Source organism: Pseudomonas sp. GXM4 (genome assembly GCF_008923895.1).
Lineage (GTDB): Bacteria > Pseudomonadota > Gammaproteobacteria > Pseudomonadales > Pseudomonadaceae > Aquipseudomonas > Aquipseudomonas atacamensis.
On record NZ_WBRZ01000022.1, the window covers coordinates 1 to 26,326 of the forward strand.

The following is a 26,326-nucleotide window of genomic DNA, read 5'->3' on the forward strand; positions in this document are numbered from 1 at the left end:
AAGATCAAAAGATCGCAGCCTCGTTGCACTCGTCAGCTCCTACCCGGGTACGTGTTACCAGCCGAAGACTTCGCAGCAGTTGGCGGTGCTGGCGGCGGCGAGTTGTTCAGGCGTGATATTCATCAGCTCGGCCAGCGCCGCACAAATCGCCGGCAGATGCGCCGGGCTGTTGCGCTGGCCGGGGAACATGGCGGGGGCCATGTCCGGTGAATCGGTTTCCAGCACCACTGATTGCAGCGGCAGCTCGGGCAGGACCCGATGCATGCGCAACGCCTGCGGCCAGGTCGGTGCGCCGCCGAGGCCCAGTTTGAAACCAAGCTTGATGTATTCCCGCGCTTCTTCGCGGCTGCCGGCGAAGGCGTGGATGATGCCGGCGCGTTTGAGCTTGAAGCGCTTGAGCGTGGCGATCACCGCCGCGTGGCTGCGGCGTACGTGGATCAGCGCCGGCAGCTCGAAGTCCGCCGCCAGTTGCAGCTGCGCTTCGAACAACGACTGTTGCCGCTCGCGATCGAGGTTTTCGAGGAAGTAATCCAGGCCTATCTCGCCCACCGCACACAACTGCCGATGCCCGCGCAGGCGTGTCAGCCAGTCACCCAGTGCGAGCAAATCCTCGGAGCGATGCTGATCGAGGAACACCGGATGCAGACCGAACGCGGCGTACAGGTCGGCATCGCTCTGCACCAGGTCCCACACCCGTTGCCAGTTGCCCTGATGCACGCCCAGCACGACGATGCGCCGCACGCCGAGGGCGCGGCTTTCGGCCAGCAACTCTGCGCGATCGGCGTCGAAGTCGGGGAAGTCGAGGTGGGTGTGGCTGTCGATCAGCTCCACGCTTCAGTCCCGATGAATACGCTGCTTGAAGGTCCGCGCAATGGCTTGCACGCCCGGTTGGTAGTCGTCCTGCTCGACGGCGGCCAGGGCCAGTTCCAGGGCCTTGTCGGCGATCAACTGGTGTTGCTGGGACATGGCGTTGACCGGCAACGGCAGGAAATCCAGCAACTGCGTGTCGCCGAAGGTGCCGAGGCGCAGCGGCCTCGATTTCAGCGGGAAATCATGCAGCGCATCGAACACGCCTTGCAGCAGCACGTAGGAAGTGGTCACCAGCGCGTCAGGCAAATGCCCCAGACGCTGCAGGAGTTCTTCCATCAATTGCTTGCCGCACTCGCGGCTGAACGACTCGGCGTGCTCGACCAGCACCTCGCCTTTGAAATCGTTGAGCGCTGCGCGGAAACCGGCGGCACGCTCCTGGCTGATGCTCAGCTCCGGGCGTGCGCCGAGCAGCACGATCTGCTTTGGCTGCGGATCGAGCAGGCTCTGGGTCAGATGCAGGCTGGCCTCGCGGTCGTCGCTGATCACCGAGCAGAAATGCTCCGGTTCCATGACCCGGTCGATGGCGATGATCGGCAGACCCTTGGCCTGCAACTGGCGATAGCTGTCATCACCGGCCGGCAGGCAACTGGCAACGATCAGCGCATCGCAACGACGGGCGCGGAACAGTTGCAGCAACTGGCGCTCGCTGTCCGGCGCGTCGTCGGAGCTGGCGATCAGCAATTGATAACCGCGAGCTCGCGCGCCTTGTTCGAGCAACTTGGCGATCCGCGCGTAACTGGGGTTTTCCAGATCCGGCAGGATAAAGCCCAGGGTGCGCGTGTGCCGACTGCGCAGGCCGGCCGCTTGCGGATTGGGCGTGAAGCCGTGCAGATCGACCACCGCGCGCACGCGCTCGACGGTCGCGTTGCTGATGCGTTGCTGTTCGGCCTTGCCGTTGATGACGTAGCTGGCGGTGGTGACGGAGACGCCGGCCAACCGCGCGATATCACTGAGTTTCAACCCGGTATTTCCTTGTTTTTTCGAGCATGCCGCGACATTTTCGCCAATCCTACCCGATAAGGGCAGTCGACTTATTGCTTGGGCAGATCCGACCAGTTGGACTTCAAGGATGAGACATTATCGAGTAACGTGCCGATCAATCTAGATTAAACGTTTCAGCAAGCGTATTTTCTACGTTTTAGACGCCTTTGGCCGGTCCTGCCGTGAAACCGCCAAAACTGCCGCTGAAAAGCGCGGCAGAGCGCCTAAGCTGTGAACCATTCAAAACAATACCTGGCGTTGAACTGCGCCAAAAAGGAGATCGCATGCTCGAGCTCACTATAGAGCAGATATCCATGGGCCAGTCGGCCGTGGATAAACCCGCTGCCCTGCAATTGCTGGCCAGTCATCTGGTTGCCGACGGTCTGGTTGCCGACGGCTACCTCGCCGGCCTGCAGGCCCGGGAAGCCCAGGGCTCGACCTTTCTCGGTCAAGGCATCGCCATTCCCCACGGCACCCCGGAAACCCGCGATCAGGTATTCGCCACCGGCGTGCGCCTGATGCAGTTTCCTGATGGCGTCGATTGGGGCGATGGCCAGATCGTTTATCTGGCCATCGGCATCGCGGCGAAATCCGACGAACACCTGCGCCTGCTGCAACTGCTGACCCGCGCCCTCGGCGAGACCGATCTGGGCCAGGCCCTGCGTCGCGCCAGCTCCCCCGAAGCGCTGCTTAAACTGTTGCAAGGCGCGCCGCAGGAACTGGCGCTGGATGCGCAGATGATCGGCCTCGGCGTGTCGGCCGACGATTTCGAAGAACTGGTCTGGCGCGGCGCACGTCTGCTGCGTCAGGCCGATTGTGTGAGCAACGGCTTTGCCGGCGTGTTGCAGCAAGTCGAAGCGCTGCCACTGGGCGATGGCCTGTGGTGGCTGCACAGCGAGCAGACCGTGAAGCGTCCGGGACTGGCGTTCGTCACCCCGGACAAACCGATGCGCTACCTCGGCCAGCCGCTCAGCGGACTGTTCTGCCTCGCCAGTCTGGGCGAAGCGCATCAGGCGTTGCTCGAGCGTTTGTGCGCGTTGCTGATCGAAGGTCGCGGCCACGAACTGGGCCGCGCCACCAGCAGCCGCAAAGTCCTCGAAGTGCTGGGCGGTGAACTGCCTGCCGATTGGCCGAGTGCACGTATTGCCCTGGCCAACGCCCACGGTTTGCATGCGCGGCCGGCGAAGATCCTCGCGCAACTGGCGAAGAGTTTTGATGGCGAAATCCGCGTGCGCATCGTCGACAGCCAAGACAGCGCCGTATCGGTGAAGAGCCTGAGCAAACTGCTCAGCCTCGGCGCCCGGCGCGGTCAGGTGCTGGAGCTGATCGCCGAGCCGAGCATCGCCGCCGATGCCTTGCCCGCCCTGCTCGCGGCGATTGAAGAAGGCCTCGGTGAGGAAGTCGAGCCGCTGCCGGCCATGAGTCAGCAGCGCGAAGTGATCGCCGACATCGCCGAAGTGCTGGTGGCTCCGGCCTCCGGCAGCCTGTTGCAGGCGATTCCTGCCGCACCGGGCATCGCCATCGGCCCGGCGCACATTCAGGTCCTGCAAGCCATCGATTACCCGTTGCGCGGCGAATCTGCCGCGATCGAGCGCGAGCGCCTCAAGCAAGCGCTGAGCGACGTGCGCCGCGACATCCAAGGCTTGATCGAACGCAGCAAGGCCAAGGCGATTCGCGAGATTTTCATCACTCACCAGGAAATGCTCGACGACCCGGATCTGACCGACGAAGTCGACACCCGCCTCAAGCAAGGCGAAAGCGCCGAAGCGGCGTGGATGGCGGTGATCGAAGCCGCCGCCAAACAGCAGGAGTCGCTGCAGGACGCGTTGCTCGCCGAGCGTGCCGCCGATCTGCGCGACATCGGCCGTCGAGTGCTGGCGCAATTGTGTGGCGTGCAAACCGCGAACGAACCTGAGCAACCGTACATTCTGGTGATGGACGAAGTCGGCCCGTCCGATGTCGCGCGCCTGGATCCTGCGCGGGTTGCGGGGATTCTCACCGCGCGCGGCGGTGCTACCGCGCACAGCGCCATCGTCGCCCGCGCGCTCGGTATTCCAGCACTGGTCGGCGCGGGTGCAGCGGTGCTGTTGCTCGAGCCGGGCACGCCGCTGTTGCTCGACGGTCAGCGTGGCCGTCTGCATGTCGACGCCGATGCCGCGACCCTCAAGCGTGCCGCTGAAGAGCGCGACACCCGCGAGCAACGCCTGAAGATCGCCGCCGAACAACGCCATCAACCGGCACACACCACCGACGGCCACGCCGTCGAAGTGTTCGCCAACATCGGCGAAAGCGCAGGCGTGACCAGCGCGGTGGAGCAGGGCGCCGAAGGCATTGGTCTGCTGCGCACCGAACTGATTTTCATGGCCCACCCACAGGCACCGGATGAGGCGACCCAGGAAGCCGAATACCGTCGCGTCCTCGATGGTCTGGCCGGGCGGCCGCTGGTGGTGCGTACGCTCGATGTCGGCGGCGACAAACCGCTGCCGTATTGGCCGATCGCCAAGGAAGAAAATCCGTTCCTCGGCGTGCGCGGTATTCGCCTGACCCTGCAGCGGCCGCAGATCATGGAAGCGCAACTGCGCGCCTTGCTGCGCTCGGCCGACAACCGTCCGCTGCGGATCATGTTCCCGATGGTCGGCAGCGTCGAAGAGTGGCGCCAGGCCCGCGACATGACCGAACGCCTGCGTCTGGAAATTCCAGTCGCCGACCTGCAATTGGGGATCATGATCGAAGTGCCGTCGGCCGCGTTGCTCGCGCCAGTGCTGGCCAAGGAAGTCGACTTCTTCAGCGTCGGCACCAACGACCTCACGCAATACACCCTGGCCATCGACCGTGGTCACCCGACCCTGTCTGCTCAAGCGGACGGCTTGCACCCGGCGGTCCTGCAACTGATCGACATCACCGTGCGCGCCGCCCATGCCCATGGCAAATGGGTGGGCGTCTGCGGCGAACTAGCGGCAGATCCGCTGGCGGTGCCGGTGCTGGTCGGCCTCGGTGTCGACGAACTCAGCGTGTCCGGGCGCAGCATTGCCGAAGTCAAGGCGCGCATCCGTGAACTCAGCCTGACCCAGGCGCAAACCCTCGCCCAACAGGCCCTGGCCGTGGGCAGCGCGAATGAAGTGCGCGCATTAGTGGAGGCCCTGTAATGGCCAAGATTCTTACCCTGACCCTCAACCCGGCACTCGACCTCACCGTCGAGCTGTCACGGCTGGATGCCGGTCAGGTCAATCGCAGCGAGGAGATGCACACCCACGCTGCGGGCAAAGGCGTCAATGTCGCCCAGGTGCTGGCGGATCTCGGCCATCAGGTCACCGTCAGCGGCTTTCTCGGCGAAGACAATCAGCAAGCGTTCGAAACCCTGTTCGCCAAGCGCGGTTTCGTCGACGCGTTCATCCGCGTGCCGGGCGAGACGCGCAGCAACATCAAAGTCGCCGAACAGGACGGGCGCATCACCGACATCAACGGGCCTGGCCCGGTGGTCGATGCAACGGCGCAGCATGCCTTGCTTGATCGCTTGCAGAAGATCGCACCGGGGCACGATGCGGTGGTGGTCGCCGGCAGTCTGCCGCGCGGCGTCACGGCGCAGTGGTTGCGCGAGCTGATTGAAAGCTTGAACGCGCTCGGCTTGAAAGTCGCCCTCGACTCCAGCGGCGAAGCCTTGCGCGTCGCGTTGCAGGCCAGCCCCTGGCTGATCAAGCCGAACACCGAAGAACTGGCCCACGCCCTCGGCTGCGAAGTGGTCTCGCCGATCGCCGAAGCACAAGCCGCCGCACGTTTGCATGCGCAAGGCATCGAGCACGTGGTGATCTCCCACGGCGCCGACGGGGTCAACTGGTTCAGTGTCGGCTCGGCCCTGCATGCCTCGCCGCCGAAGGTCAGCGTGGCCAGCACGGTTGGTGCCGGCGATTCCTTGCTCGCCGGCATGCTCCACGGTCTGCTCAGCGCCGACACCCCCGAGCAAACCCTGCGCACCGCCACTGCGATTGCGGCAATGGCGGTGACCCAGATCGGTTTTGGCATCAACGACGCTGCGCAACTGGCGCAGCTCGAACAGGGCGTGCGCGTGCGCCCCCTGACAGAACAATAAGAGGGTTTGTCATGAAGTTAGCCATTGTTACGGCTTGCCCGAACGGCATGGTCACCAGTGTGCTGTGCGCGCGTCTGCTCGATGCAGCGGCGCAGCGTCAGGGCTGGAGCACCAGCGTTGAAGTGGTCGATCCGGCGCACCCGGAACGCGAATTGTCGGCGGCGACCATCGAAGCCGCCGAGTGGGTCTTGCTGGTCACCACTGGCGCGGTGGACATGAGTCGCTTCGTCGGCAAGCGCGTGTTCCAGATCGCTCCGGCGCAGGCCTTGCAGGATGTCGAAGCGGTGCTGCGTCGTGGTGCTGAAGAAGCCGAAGTCTACGTGGCCAGCGCAGTCGAACCGGCGATTGACGCGCCACGTGCGCCACGCATCGTCGCCATCACGGCCTGCCCGACCGGCGTCGCCCACACCTTCATGGCCGCCGAAGCGTTGCAGCAGACTGCCAAGCGCCTGGGTTATGAATTGCAGGTCGAAACCCAGGGCTCGGTGGGCGCGAAAACGCCACTCAGCGCAACGGCCATCGCCGAGGCTGACGTGGTGCTGCTGGCGGCGGATATCGACGTCGCCACCGAGCGTTTCGCCGGCAAGAAGATCTATCGCTGCGGCACGGGCGTAGCCCTGAAGCAATCCGAAGCGACCCTGAAAAAAGCCCTGGCCGAAGGCGCAGTGGAAAGTGCGGCAAGCGACGGCAAGGCCCCGGCCAAGTCCGAGAAAACCGGCGTCTACAAGCACCTGCTCACGGGTGTGTCGTACATGCTGCCAATGGTGGTGGCGGGTGGTTTGCTGATCGCATTGTCGTTCGTGTTCGGCATCACCGCTTACAAGGAAGAAGGCACGCTGGCGGCGGCGCTGATGCAGATCGGCGGCGACACCGCGTTCAAGCTGATGGTGCCGCTGTTGGCCGGTTACATCGCCTACTCGATTGCCGACCGCCCGGGCCTTGCGCCGGGGATGATCGGCGGTTTGCTGGCGGGCACTCTGGGCGCCGGATTCATCGGCGGGATCATCGCCGGTTTCATCGCCGGTTACGCCGCCAAAGCCATCGCCCGCTATGTGAAATTGCCGCAGAGCCTGGAAGCGCTGAAGCCGATTCTGATCATCCCGTTACTGGCCAGTCTGGTCACCGGTCTGGTGATGATTTACGTGGTCGGCAAACCGGTCGCCGGCATGCTCGCCGCGCTTACGCAGTTCCTCGACAGCATGGGCACCACCAACGCGATTCTGCTCGGCGTATTGCTCGGCGGCATGATGTGCGTCGACCTCGGTGGGCCGATCAACAAGGCTGCCTATGCGTTTTCGGTGGGGCTGCTGGCCTCGCAGAGTTACGCACCGATGGCCGCGACCATGGCCGCCGGCATGGTGCCGCCGATTGGCCTGGGTATCGCCACCTTCATTGCCCGGCGCAAGTTCGCCCAGACTGAACGCGAAGCCGGCAAAGCGGCCTTCGTGCTGGGCCTGTGCTTTATCTCGGAAGGGGCGATTCCGTTTGCCGCGAAAGATCCGCTGCGGGTGATCCCGGCGAGCATCGCCGGGGGGGCGCTGACCGGTGCCTTGTCGATGTACTTCGGCTGCAAACTGATGGCGCCGCACGGTGGCTTGTTCGTGCTGGCGATCCCGAATGCGATCAACCATGCGCTGCTGTATCTGCTGGCGATTGTTGCGGGGAGCCTGGTTACGGCGGTGGTGTATGCGCTGCTCAAACGGCCGGAGGCTGTCGAGTTAGCGCTGGAACCGGCCAAGGCTTAGCTGACGTCGCAAAACCTGTGGGAGCGAGCTTGCTCGCGAAAGCGGTGTGTCAGCGAAAAAAATTTCGACTGATAGGTACCCTTCGCGAGCAAGCTCGCTCCCACATGGTTAAGGGTGTCATGGCGAGTTCATATAGGCATGCTTAAGTTTTCCCTTTTGCAGGGAGAACACCATGAGCGATTTCAATCTCGGTCGGCGTCGCGTCATGCAAGCGGTCGGCGCCGGGCTGTTGCTGCCGGGGCTGGCGCCGGCGGTGATTGCCTCGGTCAAGGATCGTCCGCAGCTCGCCGACGGCGTGCAGTCCGGCGACCTGCTCGGCGACCGCGCGATGATCTGGAGCCGCAGCGATCGCCCGGCGCGCATGGTGGTGGAGTGGGACACCGGCAGCCTGTTTGGCAACCCGCGCAAATTCGTCTCGCCACTGGCCGATGCGCGCAGCGATTTCACCGCCCGCGTCGAACTCACCGGCCTGCCGGCCAACCAGGCAATCTTCTATCGCGTGCACTTCGAAGACGCCCAGAGCGGCGTCGCCAGCGAACCGTGGTTCGGCCATCTGCGCAGCGTGCCAACGACAAAACGCGACATCCGTTTTGTCTGGAGCGGTGACACCGTCGGTCAGGGCTTCGGAATCAACCCGGACATCGGCGGCATGCGCATCTACGAAGCCATGCGCCTGCGCCTGCCGGACTTCTTTATTCACAGCGGCGACACCATCTACGCCGACGGCCCGGTCCCCGCGCAACTGACCACCGAAAGCGGGCGCATCTGGCGCAATATCACCACTGAAGCCAAGAGCAAAGTCGCGCAGACTCTCGACGGTTATCGCGGCAACTATCGCTACAACCTGATGGACGAAAACATCCGCCGCTTCAACGCCGAAGTGCCGCAGATCTGGCAGTGGGACGATCACGAAGTGGTCAACAACTGGTCACCGGGCAAGCAGCTGGATGAGCGTTATCAGGAGAAAGATATCCACAAGCTGGTCGGCCGCGCGCGGCAGGCGTGGCTGGAATATGCGCCGATGCGTTTGCAGGCGGCGGACGGCGGCGGGCGCATTTATCGCAAGCTCAGTTACGGACCAATGCTCGACGTATTCGTGCTGGATATGCGCAGCTATCGCGAAGCCAACGACGACAACCTCGGCGCGGCAAAACCGTTTCTCGGCCGCGAGCAGCTGGACTGGCTCAAGCGTGAGTTGCAGGCATCGAAGGCGCAGTGGAAAGTCATCGCCGCCGACATGCCCATCGGCCTTGGCGTGCCGGACGGCGAGGTCAGCCCGGGCGTTGCGCGCTGGGAAGCCGTGGCCAACGGCGACCCCGGCCCGGCGCAGGGACGTGAACTGGAAATTGCCGAATTGCTCGGATTTTTACGTGCGCAGCAGGTGCGTAATTTCGTGTTTCTGACGGCGGACGTGCATTACTGCGCGGCGCATCACTATCATCCGGACCGCGCCGCGTTCCAGGATTTCGAACCGTTCTGGGAATTTGTTGCCGGGCCGTTGAACGCCGGCAGTTTCGGGCCGAATCCACTGGACAAGACGTTCGGGCCTGAGGTGGTGTTCGAGAAAGCACCGCCCGCACAGAACACCTCGCCGTTTGCCGGGTTTCAGTTTTTTGGTGAGGTGAATATCGAAGGGCAGAGCGGGGAGATGAGCGTGGTGTTGCGGGATCTGGATGGGGTAGCAGTGTTTGAGCAGAAGTTGCAGCCTGTTTAATCACGCTGGATCAAAAGCCCCTCACCCCAGCCCTCTCCCGGAGGGAGAGGGAGCCGACCGAGGTGTCTTGCGTCATGCATCGACCTGGAAGACCGAGGTGATTGTGGCTTTGGGTTCAGTGAAGAACGCTCAGGTCGGCGTCGATCTCGAGCATCCCCCAATCAGTCCCCTCGCCCTCTGGGAGGGAGAGGGCCGACTGGGCTGTCTTGCGCTATGCATCGACCTGGAGACCGAGGTGATTGTGGCTTTGGGTTCAGTGAAGAACGCTCAGGTCGGCGTCGATTTCAAGCATCACCCAATCAGTCACCTCGCCCTCTGGGAGGGAGAGGGCCGACCGAGGTGTCTTGCGTCATGCATCGACCTGGAAGATCGAGGTGATTATGGCTTTGGATTCAGTGAAGAACGCTCAGGTCGGCGTCGATCTCGAGCATCCCCCAATCAGTCCCCTCTCCCTCTGGGAGAGGGCTAGGGTGAGGGCATTTTCCGCTCTGCCGCAATTCTGATGATCTGCTCCAACACATCATCCATCTGCTGAAGCACCTCAAGATTGCTGAATCGCACGACGTCGATGCCTTGTTGAGACAGGAAGTTCGACCGGCGCCGATCGTGAAGCACCCCGGCCGTCTCATAGTGCTGGCCACCATCCAGCTCAATCGCCAATCTCAACTCTATACAATAAAAATCCAGCACAAACGGCGGACATGGAAACTGTCGGCGAAATTTCAGGTTGGCTATCTGCCGGGAACGCAGGCGCTGCCAGAGCAGGTGTTCGCAATCTGTCTGGTTGGTGCGCAAGTGGCGGGCGAATTGGGCGAGGGTAGGGCGGCTTGGCATGGCTTCACGGTCCTTGTGAAGTTGAGTGGAGATTTAACAGTAGCCCATTTCCCTCATCGGAACGCCGCCCGCCCAGCTCTCTTCCAGGAGGAGAGGGAGCCGACCGAGGTGATTATGGCTATGGATTCAGTGAAGAACGCTCAGGTCGGCGTCGATCTCAAGCATCCCCCAATCGGTCCCCTCTCCCATTGGGAGAGGGCTAGGGTGAGGGGCTTTTCGCAGGCGTTAGTAAACATCCCGGCGATAGCGGCCCTGTTCGATCAGGCGTTCGACTTCGGCGCTGCCGAGGATATCGTTGAGCGCCTGGTCTACGCCTGAGGCCATACCTTGAAGGCTGCCGCAGATATAGATGACAGCACCATCTGCCAACCATTTCTTCAATTCATCCGCAGACTCACGCAAGCGATCCTGCACATAAATCTTCTCGGCCTGATCCCGCGAAAACGCCAGGTCCAATCGCGCCAGATCACCATTGACCAGCCACTCTTCCAGCTCGGCGCGGCAGAGGAAGTCGTGCTCACGGTTGCGCTCGCCGAACAGCAGCCACTGCCGTTGCTGGCCGTCGGCAATGCGTGCCTTGAGCAGGCTGCGCAGGCCGGCCAGGCCGGTGCCGTTGCCCAGCAGGATCATCGGCACGGGTTCGTTCGGCAGATGGAAACCGCTGTTGCGCCGCACGCGCAGGCTGATGCTGCCGCCCACTGGCGCGTGTTCGGTGAGCCAGCCGGAGCCGATGCCGAGGCTGCCGTCGTTGTGCTGTTCCTGACGCACGATCAGTTCCAGCACGCCGTCAGCAGCAATCGAGGCGATCGAGTATTCGCGCATCGCCAGCGGCACCATTGCGTCGACCAGCGACTGCGCATGCAGGCCGACCAGATGCGCGCGGTGCTCGGGCAGTTGCCGTGAGGCGAGGGCCACTTCCAGTGGTTCGTCGATGCCGTTGACCTTCACCGGGGTTTCGCCCCGAATGCCGAGGCCGTCGAGGAAATGTTCGATGGCCCACGGGCAATTGCGTGGCAGCACTTCGACCAGGTCACCGGCCAGCCAATTGCGGGTGTCCGGTGCTTTGAGGCCGAGCAGAAAGACCGGCGCGCCGCTGCTGTCGGGGTTCATCAGTTCGCGACGGACCAGCGTCCAGTTGTCGTAGCTGGGTGCTTGCCAGGTTTCGCTCGGCGCCTGTCCGGTGAGCTGGCCGAGTTGCGTTTGCCAGTGACGCAACGCGTAAGGATCGCCGCTGTCGACCTCCACCGGGGCGAACAAGGTCTTGCCGCCGTGCTCGCCGAGCCATTGATGCAAGCGCTTGGCGAAGCCGCAGAAGTGCGCGTACTGCCGATCGCCGAGGCCGAGCACGGCGTAGTTGAGGCTGTCGAGTGTCGAAGCCTTGGCCAGCACTTTGCGTTCGAAACCACGGGCGCTGTCCGGCGCTTCGCCGTCGCCGAAGGTGCTGACCACGAACAATGCGTTGTTCGACTCACGCAGATCCTGTTCGCTGAGATTGGCCAGCGGCTGCACGTTGACCGGCAATCCGGCGGCCTGCAATTGTCCGGCGGTCTGCCACGCCAGTTGTTCGGCGAAACCGCTCTGGCTGGCGAAACCGATCAGCCAGGCCGAAGCCTCGGTGGACGGTTGTGCGAGACCTTGGCGGGCATCCTTGATCTGCTTTTTCTTGCGTCGACGGTCCAGATACAGCAGCCAGCCAGTGATGAAAAACAGCGGCATGCACACCGCTGCGATCGTCACGATGATGCGCCCGACAAGGCCGAAATAGCTGCCGACGTGCAGCGCATAAATGCTGGTCAGCAGTTGGGCCTTGAAGCTTTTGTCGGCATAGCGGTCGACGCGTTTGACCACGCCGGTGGCCGGATCGAGGGTGATCTGGTTCAGCGCGCGGTCATGGGGCGAGCTGTCGAGCAGGTAGAACACGGTTGCCGGTTGGCCGGCCACCGCCGGCATGCGAATGTTGTATGCGGCCAGACCCGGGCCGGCAGCGCTGTAGATGCTGCTCCACATCGCCGCGTAGTCGGCCGTCGGTGGCGGACCTTCCGGCGCCGGGCCGCGACCGCCACGTACGCGTTCGTTTTGCGGCGCGTCGGAAAGCAGTCGGGTCAGGCCTTTGTTGTACCACTCGTACGACCATGACAAACCGGTCAACGCCAGCAGCAAATAGACCAAAAGGCACCAGGTGCCGGCCACCGAGTGCAGATCCCAATTGAACGCGCGGCCCTTCTTTTTCCAGTCCAGGGTCAACCACACGCGCCAGCTGTTCCACTGGCGCGGCCAGCGCAAATAGAGGCCAGAGAGACAGAAGAACAGCAGCATCAAGGTGCAGGCGCCGGTAATGTTGCGCCCGGTGTCGCCCATGGCGAGGAAGCGGTGCAGTTGCAGCATCAGGCCGAAGAAGTCCTGGCCAGTGGCGTCGCCCTTGAACTCGGCGGTGTACGGATCGAAGTAGCGCATTTCGCCACGCCGTTCACCCTTGGGCGGAGTGAAGAATACCCGTGCGGCGTGACCGCTGTCGGTCTCGACCCAGAGCATCGCGACTTTCTTGCCGGACGCGGCTTCGATGCGTTCCACCAGTTCAACTGGCGGCAGCACTCCAGCGACCTGTTTTTCCACCTGCAGAACGGACGGATTCAGCGCGCGCAGGATCTCGTCCTGAAACGAATAGGCCGCGCCGGTGATGCCCATCAGGGCCAGCACCAGTCCTGCGGTGATGCCAAAAAACCAGTGCACCTGGAACAGGGTTTTCTTCAACACGTCACTCGCCGTCCGTTCGGAAATTGTCATCACGGCGCGCATTATGCCGTGGGTTATCAAGATGCGTTTTGCGTAACACACAAAAGCCCCGTTCAACTGAATGAACGGGGCCTGATCCGTTTCGCAGATCTTATGTGGGAGCGAGCTTGCTCGCGAAGGCGTCGTGTCAGTCAGCATCGACTTCACTGAGCCACCGCTTTCGCGAGCAAGCTCGCTCCCACAGGTTTTCACATCGGTCAGAAGTGGAAATTGGTGCTCAACAGCGCCGTGCGGCCCGCCGCCTGGTTGGCGAAGTGGGTCGAGAAGGCTTTGTCGTAATAGGTTTCGTCGGTCAGGTTCTGCACGTTGAGTTGCAGGTCAACGTTCTTGGTCAGTTTGTAGGCCGCCATCGCGTCGTAACGCACGTACGAATCGACCATCGTTGTGTTGGCGACACTGCCGTAGACGTCGTCGACGTAGAACGCGCCACCACCGATCGTCAGCTTGGGCGTGACCTGATACGTGGTCCACAGGCTGGCGCTGTTTTTCGGCGTGTTCGGCAGATCGTTGCCGTCGTTGGCGCGACCCAACGGACCACCGTCAACCTGTTCGCTGTCCATGAAGGCGTAACCGGCAAACACTTGCCACTTGTCGGTGATCTTGCCGCTGGCCGACAGTTCGAAGCCTTGCACGCGGGTCTTGCCGGCGTTCTCGTAGGAGCTGGTGTCGACCTGCACGCGAGCGTTTTCCTTCTCGGTGCGGAAGATGTCGGCGGTCAGCGACAGGCGATCGTTGAGCAGATCCCACTTGGTGCCGATTTCGTAGTTCTTGGTGGTTTCCGGTTCCATGTCGCTGCTCAGCAGGTTGCCGCTGCGATCCGGGGTGCCGCCCAGCGGGTTGCCTTCCTGACCTTCGCCCAAGGTGTTGCCCGGCGGTGTCGCCGAGGTCGCATAAGAGGCGTAGATGCTGCCGTTTTCCGCCGGCTTGTAGACCACGCCGAACTGGCCGGTGACGAATTCGCTGGTGTCATCACCCTTGGAGGTGGTGGTCCCTGCGGCGTTGTAGGTTTTGTAGTCGGTGTCGAAGTGGTCGTAGCGCAGGCCCATGTTCACCAGCCATTGCTCGGACAACTCCAGCGTGTCGAACACGTACAGCGCGTAGGTGTCGGCCTGGGTGTCGGTGCCGGCGTAGTTGCGCGAGATCGCACCGTTCCACGGATCGTTCGGGTTCGGGTTCGACAGCGAGGTGCAGTTGTAATTGCTCGAGGCGCCAATCATCGCCGGTGTGCAGTTGCTGCTGGAAGGCACATTGGTCGTACGCGGCGTGGTGTCGGTGTTGACGTTGTACGAGGATTTCTCGCTCTGCTCGCGGGTGTATTCGACACCGGTGGAGAAGCTGTTCTTGAAACCGGCCATGTAGAAGGTGCCGAACAGGTCGGTCTGGTTGGTGGTGGTTTCAGTATTGCTCACCCGCGTGTTGGCCCGACGCCAGACGCTGCCGTTGTTGACGTTGCCCTTGCTGTCGTCCGGCTGGGTGAGGATGTAATCCTGCATGCTGCTGCCGTGGCGCAGGGTGTTCTTGATGGTCAGTGCATCATTGAGGTCGTGCTCGATGGCGAAGGTCGCGGTGTCGGTGCGGCCCTTGCGGAAGTCGCGATCCAGACCATAGAAGTTGTCGTGATCGCCACCGGCGTATGGCTTGTCCGGGTTGGACTTGGTGCGTGCGGCCGAACCACCGGTGGGAATGGTGTACGGGATGCCCGAGTCCGGGGTGTCGTTGCTTTCCAGATGGTAGTAGTCGAGGTTTACACGGGTATCGGTGCCCAGGCCGAAGGCCAGCGACGGCGCGATGCCCCACCGGTCGTAATCGACCTTGTCGCGACCGGCGACGTTGCTCTCGTGGCTCATCAGGTTGAGGCGGCCGGCAGCGCTGTCGCTGAACTGGTAGTTGCCGTCGAGGGTGTAGCGCTGGGTCTGGTCGGAGCCGTAGGTGAAGCCGCCGTCGAACGAGTTGCCCAGGTGCGCTTTCTTGCTCACCAGATTGATGCTGCCGCCGGCTGCGCCGCGACCGCCAATCGCCGAGTTCGGGCCTTTGCTGACTTCGATGTTTTCCACAGCGAAGATCTCGCGGCTCTGCGAACCGGTGTCGCGCACGCCGTCCAGATAGGTGTCGCCCTGGGCGTCGAAGCCGCGGATGAACGGACGGTCGCCCTGCGGGTTGCCGCCTTCACCGGCGCCGAAGGTGATGCCCGGCACAGTGCGCAGCGCGTCCTGCATGTTCAGCGCGCCGGTGTCCTTGAGCACTTGTTGCGGGATGACGGTGACCGAGCGCGGGGTGTCGACCAGCGGTGCGGTGTACTTGGGCGAGGAGGCTTTTTCGACCTGATAGGAGGTCGAGTCCTGGGCTTCGCCGGTGATGGCGGTGGCGTCCAGGGCAATGGCGTTGCCGGAAGTTTTGCTCTCGGTTTTTTCCGCCGCGAAGACCATCTGCCCAGCCGAGCCGGCGGTGATTGCGACACCGATTGCCGAGGCGAGCAGACGTGGTGAACTGACCGGTAATTGTGCGTGTTGACGTGCCATTTTTATTCCCCTCCCCAAGGATTTGAGGCGGCGGAATATAGGGTAAACAGGTATTCGTATCAATTGCGAAACATTGTTATTCGCATTGAATTTACATTCTTTACAATTTGCCCTTACGGTTTCTGCTTGTTCATCCGTCTCTGGGGTTTTACACAGTCAATAAGAATCAATACCATTGCCGCCTTCTTGCCATCAGGTGACATCGCCATGCTGCTGCACATTCCCGGGCTGTTCGCAAAAGACGAAGTGCAGCGCATCCGCCAGGCCCTGGAGCAAGCGGATTGGGCCGACGGCAAGATCACCGCCGGCTTCCAGTCGGCCAAGGCCAAGCACAATCTGCAACTGCCCGAAGGCCACCCGCTGGCCAAGGAAATCGGCGCGGCGATGCTCGAGCGGCTGTGGAAAAATCCGCTGTTCATGTCCGCCGCACTGCCGCACAAGGTCTTCCCGCCGTTGGTGAACTGTTACACGGCCGGCGGCAGTTTTGATTTTCACATCGACAACGCCGTGCGCCAGCCCAAGGGCAGCATCGAGCGGGTGCGCACCGATTTGTCGGCGACGCTGTTCTTCAGCGAGCTGGAAGATTACGACGGCGGCGAACTGGAGATTCAGGACACCTACGGCACCCAGCGAGTGAAGCTGCCGGCCGGCGACATGGTGTTGTATCCGGGCACCAGTTTGCACAAGGTCAACGCGGTTACACGTGGTGCGCGTTATGCGTCATTTTTCTGGACGCAGAGCCTGGTGCGCGAAGACAGCCAGCGCGCGTTGCTGTTCGAAATGGACGGGGCGATTCAGCAGCTGACTCAGGACGTCCCCGATCACCCTTCGCTGATCCGCCTCACCGGCACTTATCACAACTTGCTGCGGCGTTGGGTCGAGGTATGAGTTTCCAGCTACGCCGCGAGGAAGTTCTCGATGCGGCCGGGTTGGCGGCGATGCTTGAAGAAAGCCCGGCCCGCGCTGCGCAGGCGATTTTGCTGGCGGCGGGCGAGGGCGAGGTTGAAGCGCAGGCGTTGCTTGGGCAGATCCTGCTGGATGGCCAAGGCATCGCTCAGGATCAGCCATTGGCGCTGCGCTGGTTCGCTATTGCCGCCGGTCGCGGGCATCTGATGGCGCGCAACATGCTCGGGCGTTGCCATGAGCATGGTTGGGGATGTGCGGCGGATGCCTCGGTGGCGGCGCAGCATTATCGGATCGCTGCCGAGTCGGGTCTTGATTGGGCGATGTACAACCTGGCCAACTTGCTGGCGACCGGGCGCGGGGTGACGGTTGATCATCAGCAAGCGCTGGCGTTGTATCGGCGCGCGGCTGAGTTGGGCCATGCGAAATCGATGAATCTGCTGGGGCGTTATCTGGAGGAAGGGCAGGTGTGTCAGGCGGATCCAATTGCTGCACGCGAGTGGTATCAGCGTTCGGCCGAGGCTGGGGATTTTCGTGGGCAGTTCAGTTATGCCGCGGTGTTGGCGGCGGAGGGTCGGGTTGATGAAGCGGTCGATTGGCTGGAGAAAGCCTTGGCCGCCGGCAATCTGAATTTCCTGCGGGTGGCGAGTCAGACGCTGGCTGATGCGACAGATTTGCGAATTCAGGCGATGGCTAGTCGGTATGCCGCTCGGTATGCAGAGTTGCAGCGCGGCTGAAACCGCCGAGCCCTCACCCTAGCCCTCTCCCAGGGGGAGAGGGAACCGACCGAGGGATGCTTGGGAGGTACGCCGACCTGCAATGGTTTTGCCGAATCCATAATCGCCAAGGTGGTTCAGGTCGATGTCGGACGGAAGACCACTCGGTCGGCTCCCTCTCCCTCGGGAGAGGGCTGGGGCGAGGGGCTATGGTATCTAGTACAAAAAACCTCCCCAGCCGAACACCCACAAAAAAGCCCACAAATTCGTGGGCTTTTCTCTTGCAGCTTGCAGCTCGAAACTTGCAGCTGCTCCTTAAACGTAAAACGACTTCAGCGGCGGGAAGCCATTGAACTCGACCGCGCTGTAGCTGGTGGTATACGCACCGGTCGACAACCAGTACAGACGATCACCAATCGCCAGGTTCAGCGGCAGGCCATACTTGTAGTTCTCGTACATGATGTCGGCGCTGTCGCAGGTCGGGCCGGCGATCACGACTTCTTCCATCTCGCCTTTCTTCTCGGTCCAGATCGGGAACTTGATCGCTTCGTCCATGGTTTCGATCAGGCCGGAGAACTTGCCCACATCGGTGTACACCCAGCGCTCGACGGCAGTGCGCGACTTGCGCGCAACCAGTACCACTTCGCTGACCAGAATACCGGCGTTGGCAATCAGCGAACGGCCTGGCTCCAGAATGATTTCCGGCAGGTCGTCACCGAAGTCTTCTTTCAGGAAGCGGATGATCTCTTCGGCGTAGGTTTCCAGGCTGTTGGTGCGGGTGATGTAGTTAGCCGGGAAGCCGCCGCCCATGTTGATCAGCTTCAGGTGAATGCCGTCTTCTTCTTTCAGACGTTCGAAGATCACTTTGACCTTGGCGATCGCCGCGTCCCAGACGCTGATGTCGCGCTGTTGCGAGCCGACGTGGAACGAGATGCCATACGGCACCAGACCCAGGTCGCGGGCGAGGATCAGCAGGTCCATGGCCATGTCGGTCTGGCAGCCGAACTTGCGCGACAGTGGCCAGTCAGCGGTGGTCGAGCCTTCAGTGAGGATGCGCACATAGACTTTCGAACCCGGTGCAGCCTTGGCGATGTTGCGCAGGTCGGCTTCGGAGTCGGTGGAGAACAGACGCACGCCCTTCTCGTAGAAGTAGCGGATGTCCTTGGATTTCTTGATGGTGTTGCCGTAGCTGATACGGTCCGGGCTGACACCGCGATCCATGACTTTGTCCAGCTCGTAGATCGAGGCAATGTCGAAGCTCGAACCCTTGTCTTTGAGCAGGTCGATGATCTCGACGGCCGGGTTGGCCTTGACCGCGTAGTAGACCTTGGCGAATTCGAAACCGGCGCGCAGGTCATCGTAGGCCTGGGCGATCATCGCGGTGTCGATCACCACGAACGGGGTTTCCTGTTTGTCGGCGAACGCCTTCATTTTGTCGAATGTAGCGCGCGCGAAATAGTCTTCGACCTGGATCGACATGCTGGGTGCTCCTATGGGCAAACTCGTAAAAACAATGGGTGCATGAACGCCCTCCGTATCCCCACTTTGGTTCGCCTACTTCCCAAGGCATTGCCGCCGAAAGCAAAAAGGCCTGGGGATGTGCAGCTGTCCCTTGGCCTCGCTGTCTCGTCGTCAGTACTTGAGCCGGATGGATCGTTTCCAGCATGGACGTTCGGCGCGAACTTTAGGGCGTGAGGGGCGCGAGATCAACTAAAAATGTCGCGTTTTTGCACGCTTCTGACGTGCGTCGCGTTTATCACTCCTTCTACCCGACCGAGATGACGGGCAGATGTTCCCGGCGAATTTTCGAGTGTTAAACATATCTGCACGTTCGGGGCTTTTGTCAGCTAGATCGCGGGTAAGTGTGATAGCGTCAACATCGGCGACGTTGGCGTCGAGAGAGGGTGTTGAGGGGGGATTTGGACCTTGAAGAAGCTGAATTGATGACGCTCTTGCGGGAGAGGCTGTTGAGATTTTTTGTCACCCTGTGAAGATCAACGAAATCACGCAGTCCTGTGGGAGCGAGCTTGCTCGCGAAGGCATTTTCACAGTCGACATCGTTGTTGACTGACATTTCGCTTTCGCGAGCAAGCTTGCTCCCACAGGGTCTGTATTTTTAGGCGACGACGGTCTCAGCCGGCGAGACGATACTGGTCTTCATCCCCCGCGAACGTCCCGAGCTGAGGTATGCCGCAATCGACTCCTGCGTCACCTCGCCGAGGAATACCCGTTCGGCATCCATCACCGGCAGCCAGGCGCGGTTGAACTCGTACATGCGCGACAGCAGGATGCGCAGGTGCTCGTCGTACGCTGCGGTGGCGTTGAACTCACGAAGGAATTGCGCGCAGGTGCCGGTCTGGCGGTGCAGGTCGCGACGGCGCACGTAACCCAGTGCCTTGTTCTCGGCGCAGGTGACCACCACGTAGCGACGGTCATGTTCGTCCATCAACTCCAGCGCATCGGCCACTGGTGTTTCCGGGCTGACCGACGGCGCGTTGTCAGCCGCGTCTTCGGCTTTCACCAACAGCAGGCGTTTGAGCGTGCTGTCCTGGCCGACGAAGTTGCTGACGAAATCATCCGCCGGATGCGCCAGCAGGGTGTCCGGATGGTCGATCTGCAGCAGCTTGCCGGCGCGGAAAATGGCGATCTTGTCGCCCAGCTTGATCGCTTCGTCGATGTCGTGGCTGACCATGATCACGGTCTTGTTCAGCGCGCGCTGCATCTCGAAGAATTCGTTCTGGATCATCTCGCGGTTGATCGGGTCGACCGCGCCAAACGGTTCGTCCATCAACAGCAGCGGGGCGTCAGCCGCAAGCGCACGAATCACGCCGATACGCTGTTGCTGACCACCGGACAATTCACGCGGGTAGCGATGCAGATACTGCTTGGGCTCGAGCTTGATCATGCTCATCAGTTCGCGGGCGCGGTCGTGGCATTTCTGTTTGTCCCAGCCGAGCAGTTTCGGCACGACGACGATGTTCTCTTCGATGGTCATGTTCGGGAACAGACCGATCTGCTGAATCACGTAGCCGATGTTGCGGCGCAGGGTCACTTCGTCGAGATCGGTGGTGTCTTCACCGTTGATGAGGATCTTGCCCGAGGTCGGTTTGATCAGGCGGTTGATCATTTTCAGCGTGGTGCTTTTGCCGCAACCCGATGGCCCGAGGAACACGCAGATCTCGCCTTCATTGACGGTCAGGCTTACCGAGTCCACGGCTTTGACATCTTTGCCGTTGCTTTGGAAAGTTTTGCTGAGGTTTTGAAGTTCGATCATTTGAGGAGTCCTTTTGGAGTCAACGAGCGTTGCAGCCATTGGAGAAACAGGTCGGCGAAAATCGCCAGAAGACTGACCAGCAGCGCGCCGACGATAAGCATCGACATGTCACTGCGGCTGATGGAGGCGAGGATCAATACACCGAGGCCGCCGGCGCCGATGGTCGCGGCGATGGTCATCACGCCGATGTTCATCACCACGGCGGTGCGCACGCCGGCAAGAATCACCGGCACCGCGATCGGCAGCTCAACCATGCGCAGGCGCTGGCCGAAGGTCATGCCGATGCCGCGCGCGGCTTCGCGGATGCCCGGCTCGACGCCGGTGAGGGCGAGGTAGGTGTTGCGCATGATCGGCAGCAGCGAATAAAGGAACACGGCGGTGATTGCCGGCAGCGGCCCCAGGCCTTGGCCGAACTTGGAGTAGAACGGCAGCAGCAGACCGAACAGGGCAATCGACGGCACGGTCAGCAGCACCGTGGCGCTGGCTTGCAGCGGGCCGGCGAGGGTGGGAAAACGCGTCATCAGGATGCCCAGCGGCACGCCGATGACGATCGCCAGGGTCACGGCGATGCCGACCAGGGTGATGTGCTGCCAGGTCAGGTGCATTACCTGCTGCCAGTCGAGATGGGAAAAGGCGTTCAGAAATTCCATGACTTCTCCTCTCTTAATTCAGTGGGTGCTGGCGCAGGAAATCGGCGGCAACGGACGATGGGCTTTCATGATCGACGTCGACCCGCGCGTTGAGCTGGCGCATGGTTTCGTCGTCGAACAGTTCGGCCAGCGGCTTGAGTTGTTCGGCCAGTTGCGGGTTGGCGTCCAGCATGGCCTGACGCACCACGGGAGCGGCGGTGTAGTCGGGGAAGTAATGCTTGTCGTCTTCCAGCAATTTCAGGCCGAAGGCATTGAGGCGGCCATCGGTGGTGTAGACCAGACCGGCAAACACCTGACCGTTGCGTAGCGCGGTGTAGACCAGGCCGGCATCCATCTGGCGGATGTTCTTGCGGGTCAGGTTCATGTCGTAGAGTTTGACCATGCCGTCGAGACCGTCAGAGCGGTTGGCGAACTCGGTATCCAGCGCCACCAGGTGGTTGGTCTTGGCCTCGGCGCGCAGCACTTCGTTGAGCTGGCTGATATTGCCGATCTGCGGGTATTGCTCGGCGACTTTTTTCGGCAAAGCGAGGGCGTAGGTGTTGCTGAACTTCGAAGGCGTCAGCCAGACCAGGCCTTTTTTCGCGTCGAGTTCTTTGACCCGGGCGTAGGACTGCGCGCTGTCGAGTTTCTCGGTGACATGGTTATAGGCCACCAGCGACACGCCGGTGTATTCCCAGAGCAGGTCCAACTGGCCGCTTTCGTGGGCGCTGCGGGCAAGGTTGCTGCCCAGGCCGCCGGTGATCTGCGCGTCGTAGCCTTTGCTGCGCAGGTATTGCGCGGTTATTTCGGCGAGCAGGGTCTGCTCGGTGAAGACCCGGGCGCCGAGGCGGATGACCGGTTTTTCAGCGGCTTGCGCGATTCCTGCGAACAGCAGGACGCAGCCTAAGATCAAGCTAAGTCGTTTCATAAATATTCCTTCGCAAAGCCTTAAGACGGGCGCAGACCGCGTTCCAGCCATAGGCGGCTGGCGAGGGTGACCACGCCATCGAGCAGCAGCGCCAACAGCGCGGTGCACGCAGCGCCGAGCAGCAGTTGCGGCTGATTGTTCAGGGCGATGCCGGGGAAGATCAGGCTGCCGAGGCTGTTGGCGCCGATCAGGAACGCCAGCGGCGCGGTGCCGACGTTGATTGCCAGTGCGACCCGCACGCCACCGACGATGATCGGCACGGCGTTGGGCAATTCGACTTTCCACAGCACTTGGCGCGGGGTCATGCCGATGCCGACTGCGGCTTCTTTCAGCGAGCCCTGCACATTTTTCAGGCCTTCATAGGTGTTGCGCACGATCGGCAACAGCGAGGCGAGGAACAGGGCGAAGATTGCCGGGCCACTGCCGATGCCGAGGATGCCCAGTGCAATCGCGAGCACGGCCAGCGGTGGCACGGTGTTGCCGATATTGAAGATCTGCATGAAGCGTTCGGCGCGGCCGACCATGCTCGGGCGGCTGAGGAAGATACCGGCGGGGATGCCCACGACGAGGGCGGCCAGCATGGAAGCGAGGACGAGAATCAGATGAGCTTGCAGGTAAAACAACAAATCGTCGCGGTAGTGTTCGATCGTGTTGATGCCGATCCAGTGGACCAGCAGGGCCAGGAGCGCGATCACCACCGCACCTCCCATCAGCCCTTTGCCATAGCGGATAGCCACAGGCGGACTCCTTTTTTTGTAGTCGGCGAGCGCAGTCCCGTGTGGCATGCCAAGCCTTGGCTGCCGGGAGCGTCGTTCGCGAAAAGTAGCCGTTTTTCAGAGCCGGCAAAGCGGTCTGAAAGCGAGCCATGAGCGCAGCCTCGTCAGGCTAACTTGCTGATTTTTCAGCCCCTGACGAAAGTTCGTAACAGGGGATGGACGTCTCCGTGCTTTAAAAGGTTCCCATCTGCGGCAGCATTTGGCCACCCTTAATGTGCTCAACGGTTCGGTTATTGCAGCGAGTTGGGCTATAATCGCGGCCCTTTTTTGAATCACCGCCAGGCGATTTCCCATGACCCAACAGGCCGCCGAAGTCGCGAAACGCCGCACTTTCGCCATTATTTCCCACCCCGATGCCGGTAAAACCACGATCACCGAAAAGCTCCTGTTGATGGGCAAGGCGATTGCAGTGGCCGGTACGGTGAAATCCCGTAAATCCGATCGCCATGCGACATCCGACTGGATGGAGATGGAGAAGCAGCGGGGTATTTCCATTACCACGTCGGTCATGCAGTTCCCCTATCGCGAACACATGATCAACCTGCTCGACACCCCGGGCCACGAAGACTTCTCCGAAGACACCTACCGCACCCTGACGGCGGTGGACTCGGCCTTGATGGTGCTCGACGGCGGTAAGGGTGTTGAGCCACGGACCATTGCGCTGATGGACGTCTGCCGTCTGCGTGACACGCCGATCGTCAGCTTCATCAACAAACTCGACCGTGACATTCGCGACCCGATCGAACTGCTCGACGAAATCGAAGCAGTCCTGAAGATCAAGGCTGCGCCGATCACCTGGCCGATCGGTTGCTACCGCGATTTCAAGGGCGTGTATCACCTGGCCGACGACTACATCATTGTTTACACCGCCGGTCACGGTCACGAGCGCACCGAAACCAAGATCATCGAGAAACTCGACTCCGACGAGGCGCGCGCGCATCTGGGCGATGAGTACGAGCGTTTCATCGAGCAGCTGGAACTGGTACAGGGTGCCTGCCACGAATTCAACCAGCAGGAATTCCTCGACGGCCAACTGACCCCGGTGTTCTTCGGTACTGCACTGGGCAACTTCGGTGTCGACCACGTGCTCGATGCTGTCGTCGATTGGGCGCCGCGTCCGCTGGCCCGTGTGGCCAACGAGCGTACTGTCGAGCCGGTGGAAGAGAAGTTCTCGGGCTTCATCTTCAAGATCCAGGCGAACATGGACCCGAAACACCGCGACCGCATCGCCTTCATGCGGATCTGCTCCGGCAAGTACGAAAAAGGCATGAAGATGCGCCACGTGCGCACCGGCAAGGACGTGCGCATCGGCGACGCCCTGACGTTCTTCTCCTCCGAGCGTGAGCAACTGGAAGAGGCCTACGCCGGCGACATCATCGGTCTGCACAACCACGGCACGATCCAGATCGGCGACACCTTCAGCGAAGGCGAAGTCCTCGGTTTCACCGGTATTCCGCACTTCGCCCCGGAACTGTTCCGTCGCGTGCGTCTGCGTGATCCGCTGAAATCCAAGCAGTTGCGTCAGGGCTTGCAGCAGTTGGCGGAAGAGGGCGCGACGCAGGTGTTCTTCCCCGAGCGCAGCAACGACATCATTCTCGGCGCCGTCGGTGTGCTGCAGTTCGATGTGGTCGCCAGCCGTTTGAAAGAGGAATACAAGGTCGAGTGCTCGTATGAGCCGATCACTGTGTATTCGGCGCGCTGGATCGAGTGCAGCGACAAGAAGAAGCTTGAGGAGTTTTCCAACAAGGCGGTGGAGAACCTTGCGCTGGATGGCGGTGGTCACCTGACTTACCTGGCGCCGACGCGGGTGAATCTGGCGTTGATGGAAGAGCGCTGGCCGGATGTGAAATTCCGCGCGACGCGGGAGCATCATTAAGGTTTGAGGTGTTTTTCTGAAAGCCCCTGAGGTGTAGGCCTTGGGGGCTTTTTTATGGGCTGCCGGTTTTGGTCTTGGCTTTTGGGCCGAGCATGGTCTTTCTTCATAACGTGCGCTGGGTTGGAGAACAATACGTCGCTTGAAATCCATTTTGAAGACACGACATGCGCACATGTCGTCGTCAGCGACATGAGATCATGACGTGTCGTCAAAATCTCAAAAAAGCGACACGTAGAGCGCACATGTTTACACTGACGCCATAAGGGGGCGCATACAGGTGTCCTTACCTTAATGTTTATCCCAAGGATCAGGCCCTTCATCCATGACCATACACGCACTTCCTTGGACGGCGGACAAGCCGTATAACCAGCTTCCGACCTTACCACCCAAAGCAGAGCTGGAGACTCGAGCAGTGCTCAAGCGTTGCATCGAGGCCCGCACAGCGCTTGCGGAGTTGAAGCAGGCAGCCGAGCTCATTCCGAACCAAACGGTGTTAATCAACACCATCCCATTGCTGGAAGCGAAGGACAGCTCCGAAATCGAAAGCATAGTCACCACCACGGATTTGCTCTTTCAGCACGCCCATGATGGCGAAAATCACGCCGACCCCGCTACTAAAGAAGCTCTGCGCTATCGCAAGGCTCTCCATCATGGCTACCAGTCTTTGGCCGAACGCCCACTTTCCACTGGTACGGCAGTCGAGATTTGTCGCACTCTCAAAGGTGTGGATATGGACATACGCCGTGTTCCCGGTACTCAGTTAGCCAACGACCGTACAGGCGAGATCATCTACACACCTCCCGAAGGTGAGGATCACCTGCGTGATCTGCTCGCTAATTGGGAACGCTTCCTGCACAACGAGACGGATCTGGATCCACTGGTGCGTATGGCCGTCGGGCATTACCAGTTCGAGGCGATTCACCCGTTTACCGATGGCAACGGCCGTACCGGACGAGTGCTCAATACTCTGTACCTGATTCAAGAAGGTTTGCTGAACCTGCCGATCCTTTACCTCAGCCGTTACATCATCGCGCACCGCGCCGAGTACTATCGATTGCTGCTCGATGTCACTCGCGAGCAAGCATGGGAACCCTGGCTGCTTTACATGCTCAGCGCTGTGGAGGAAACCGCCCGCTGGACCAGCGCCAAAATCGCCGCCATCCGCAGCCTGTCCGAGCACACCACCCAGTTTGTTCGAGAGCAACTACCAAAAACATATTCCCGCGAGCTGGTGGACGTCATTTTCGAGCAACCCTACTGCCGCATCAGCAACGTCGTTGATAAACAGATTGCCCAGCGTCAAGCCGCCTCCCGCTACCTCAAAGAGCTGGTCGCCATTGGCGTTCTGCAAGAAGTGCAGGTCGGTAAGGAAAAGCTGTTCATCCATCCCAGGCTGATGCAATTACTGATTCGCGACAGCAACGACTTCAGGGCCTATGCCTTATAACATCGTTGCGTCTCCAGGCAGTTGCGTCAGGGTCTGCAGCAGTTGGCGGAAGAGGGCGCGACGCAGGGGTTCTTCCCGGAGCGCAGCAACGACATCATGCTCAGCGCCGCGTCTGTGCTGCAGTTCGATGTGGTCGCTAGCCGTTTGAAAGAGGAATACAAGGTCGAGTGCTCATATGAGCCGATCACTGTTTATTCCGCGCGACGCGTGAGCATCATTGAAAGCCCCTGAGGT

General features: G+C 61.2%; 18 protein-coding genes and 1 pseudogene. 9 read left to right on the plus strand and 10 right to left on the minus strand.

What is annotated here, in order from left to right:
• Positions 1-54: 54 nt before the first annotated feature.
• Both F8N49_RS05530 and cra read right to left on the minus strand, forming a co-directional pair.
• Complete coding sequence (locus F8N49_RS05530) at positions 55-831, minus strand: TatD family hydrolase (RefSeq protein WP_151550967.1); 777 nt, start codon at positions 829-831, stop codon at positions 55-57.
• Positions 832-834: 3 nt separating this feature from the next.
• Complete coding sequence (gene cra / locus F8N49_RS05535) at positions 835-1,830, minus strand: catabolite repressor/activator (RefSeq protein WP_024011578.1); 996 nt, start codon at positions 1,828-1,830, stop codon at positions 835-837.
• 305 nt (positions 1,831-2,135) lie between these two features.
• Here cra and ptsP point away from each other — a divergent pair, with 305 nt between their 5' ends.
• The 4 genes from ptsP (at position 2,136) to F8N49_RS05555 (ending at position 9,397) form a co-directional block, all read left to right on the plus strand.
• The gene (gene ptsP / locus F8N49_RS05540) at positions 2,136-4,997 is read left to right on the plus strand and encodes a phosphoenolpyruvate--protein phosphotransferase (RefSeq protein WP_151550968.1); all 2,862 of its coding nucleotides are present in this window, start codon (positions 2,136-2,138) and stop codon (positions 4,995-4,997) included.
• Positions 4,997-5,938, plus strand: coding sequence for a 1-phosphofructokinase (pfkB, locus tag F8N49_RS05545; RefSeq protein WP_151550969.1), 942 nt, complete (start codon positions 4,997-4,999; stop codon positions 5,936-5,938). Before ptsP ends, pfkB begins: the two co-directional genes overlap by 1 nt.
• Positions 5,939-5,949: 11 nt before the next feature.
• Entirely contained in the window at positions 5,950-7,683 is a 1,734-nt protein-coding gene (locus tag F8N49_RS05550) for a PTS fructose-like transporter subunit IIB (protein WP_122747375.1), read from the plus strand.
• A gap of 172 nt (positions 7,684-7,855) precedes the next feature.
• Positions 7,856-9,397 carry an alkaline phosphatase gene (locus F8N49_RS05555; RefSeq protein WP_151550970.1) on the plus strand — a complete coding sequence of 514 codons (1,542 nt, stop codon included), beginning with the start codon at positions 7,856-7,858 and terminating at the stop codon, positions 9,395-9,397.
• A gap of 465 nt (positions 9,398-9,862) precedes the next feature.
• Here the strand turns inward: F8N49_RS05555 and F8N49_RS05565 are convergent, their stop codons facing one another.
• The 3 genes from F8N49_RS05565 to F8N49_RS05575 form a co-directional block, all read right to left on the minus strand.
• Complete coding sequence (locus F8N49_RS05565) at positions 9,863-10,231, minus strand: endonuclease domain-containing protein (protein WP_122747377.1); 369 nt, start codon at positions 10,229-10,231, stop codon at positions 9,863-9,865.
• A 225-nt stretch (positions 10,232-10,456) separates the two neighbouring features.
• Positions 10,457-12,985 carry a sulfite reductase flavoprotein subunit alpha gene (locus F8N49_RS05570; RefSeq protein WP_151550976.1) on the minus strand — a complete coding sequence of 843 codons (2,529 nt, stop codon included), beginning with the start codon at positions 12,983-12,985 and terminating at the stop codon, positions 10,457-10,459.
• A gap of 236 nt (positions 12,986-13,221) precedes the next feature.
• The gene (locus tag F8N49_RS05575; protein ID WP_073473836.1) at positions 13,222-15,543 is read right to left on the minus strand and encodes a TonB-dependent siderophore receptor; all 2,322 of its coding nucleotides are present in this window, start codon (positions 15,541-15,543) and stop codon (positions 13,222-13,224) included.
• Between the two features lie 207 nt (positions 15,544-15,750).
• Between F8N49_RS05575 and F8N49_RS05580 the strand changes: the two genes are divergently transcribed.
• Both F8N49_RS05580 and F8N49_RS05585 read left to right on the plus strand, forming a co-directional pair.
• Positions 15,751-16,431 (plus strand): Fe2+-dependent dioxygenase, encoded by a 681-nt coding sequence (locus tag F8N49_RS05580; RefSeq protein ID WP_151550972.1) that lies wholly within the window; start codon positions 15,751-15,753, stop codon positions 16,429-16,431.
• Positions 16,428-17,183: a tetratricopeptide repeat protein gene (locus tag F8N49_RS05585; RefSeq protein ID WP_151550973.1), complete on the plus strand. Its 756-nt coding sequence runs from the start codon at positions 16,428-16,430 to the stop codon at positions 17,181-17,183. The genes F8N49_RS05580 and F8N49_RS05585 overlap by 4 nt, the downstream gene beginning before the upstream one ends.
• A gap of 294 nt (positions 17,184-17,477) precedes the next feature.
• Here F8N49_RS05585 and F8N49_RS05590 read toward each other — a convergent pair whose 3' ends face one another.
• The 5 genes from F8N49_RS05590 to F8N49_RS05610 all read right to left on the minus strand — a co-directional run bounded on the left by F8N49_RS05590 (position 17,478) and on the right by F8N49_RS05610 (position 22,703).
• Positions 17,478-18,641, minus strand: a complete 1,164-nt coding sequence (locus F8N49_RS05590; RefSeq protein WP_016771733.1) for a type III PLP-dependent enzyme — start codon at positions 18,639-18,641, stop codon at positions 17,478-17,480.
• A gap of 637 nt (positions 18,642-19,278) precedes the next feature.
• Positions 19,279-20,436, minus strand: coding sequence for a betaine/proline/choline family ABC transporter ATP-binding protein (locus F8N49_RS05595; RefSeq protein ID WP_016771732.1), 1,158 nt, complete (start codon positions 20,434-20,436; stop codon positions 19,279-19,281).
• Positions 20,433-21,086, minus strand: coding sequence for an ABC transporter permease (locus F8N49_RS05600; protein WP_039759484.1), 654 nt, complete (start codon positions 21,084-21,086; stop codon positions 20,433-20,435). The genes F8N49_RS05595 and F8N49_RS05600 overlap by 4 nt, the downstream gene beginning before the upstream one ends.
• Before the next feature lie 13 nt (positions 21,087-21,099).
• On the minus strand, positions 21,100-21,993 hold the full coding sequence (locus tag F8N49_RS05605; RefSeq protein ID WP_151550974.1) for a glycine betaine ABC transporter substrate-binding protein: 894 nt from the start codon (positions 21,991-21,993) through the stop codon (positions 21,100-21,102).
• A gap of 20 nt (positions 21,994-22,013) precedes the next feature.
• Entirely contained in the window at positions 22,014-22,703 is a 690-nt protein-coding gene (locus F8N49_RS05610) for an ABC transporter permease (protein ID WP_166554532.1), read from the minus strand.
• A gap of 358 nt (positions 22,704-23,061) precedes the next feature.
• Here F8N49_RS05610 and F8N49_RS05615 point away from each other — a divergent pair, with 358 nt between their 5' ends.
• From F8N49_RS05615 to prfC, 3 genes and pseudogenes are all read left to right on the plus strand, one after another.
• Positions 23,062-24,645: a peptide chain release factor 3 gene (locus F8N49_RS05615; protein WP_122601833.1), complete on the plus strand. Its 1,584-nt coding sequence runs from the start codon at positions 23,062-23,064 to the stop codon at positions 24,643-24,645.
• Between the two features lie 322 nt (positions 24,646-24,967).
• A complete protein-coding gene (gene fic, locus F8N49_RS05620; RefSeq protein ID WP_071174372.1) occupies positions 24,968-26,092 on the plus strand; it encodes a protein adenylyltransferase Fic in 1,125 nt (374 codons plus the stop codon).
• A gap of 12 nt (positions 26,093-26,104) precedes the next feature.
• Positions 26,105-26,296: pseudogene (gene prfC / locus F8N49_RS05625) on the plus strand (peptide chain release factor 3); the annotation flags it as partial.
• Between the last annotated feature and the right edge of the window lie 30 nt (positions 26,297-26,326).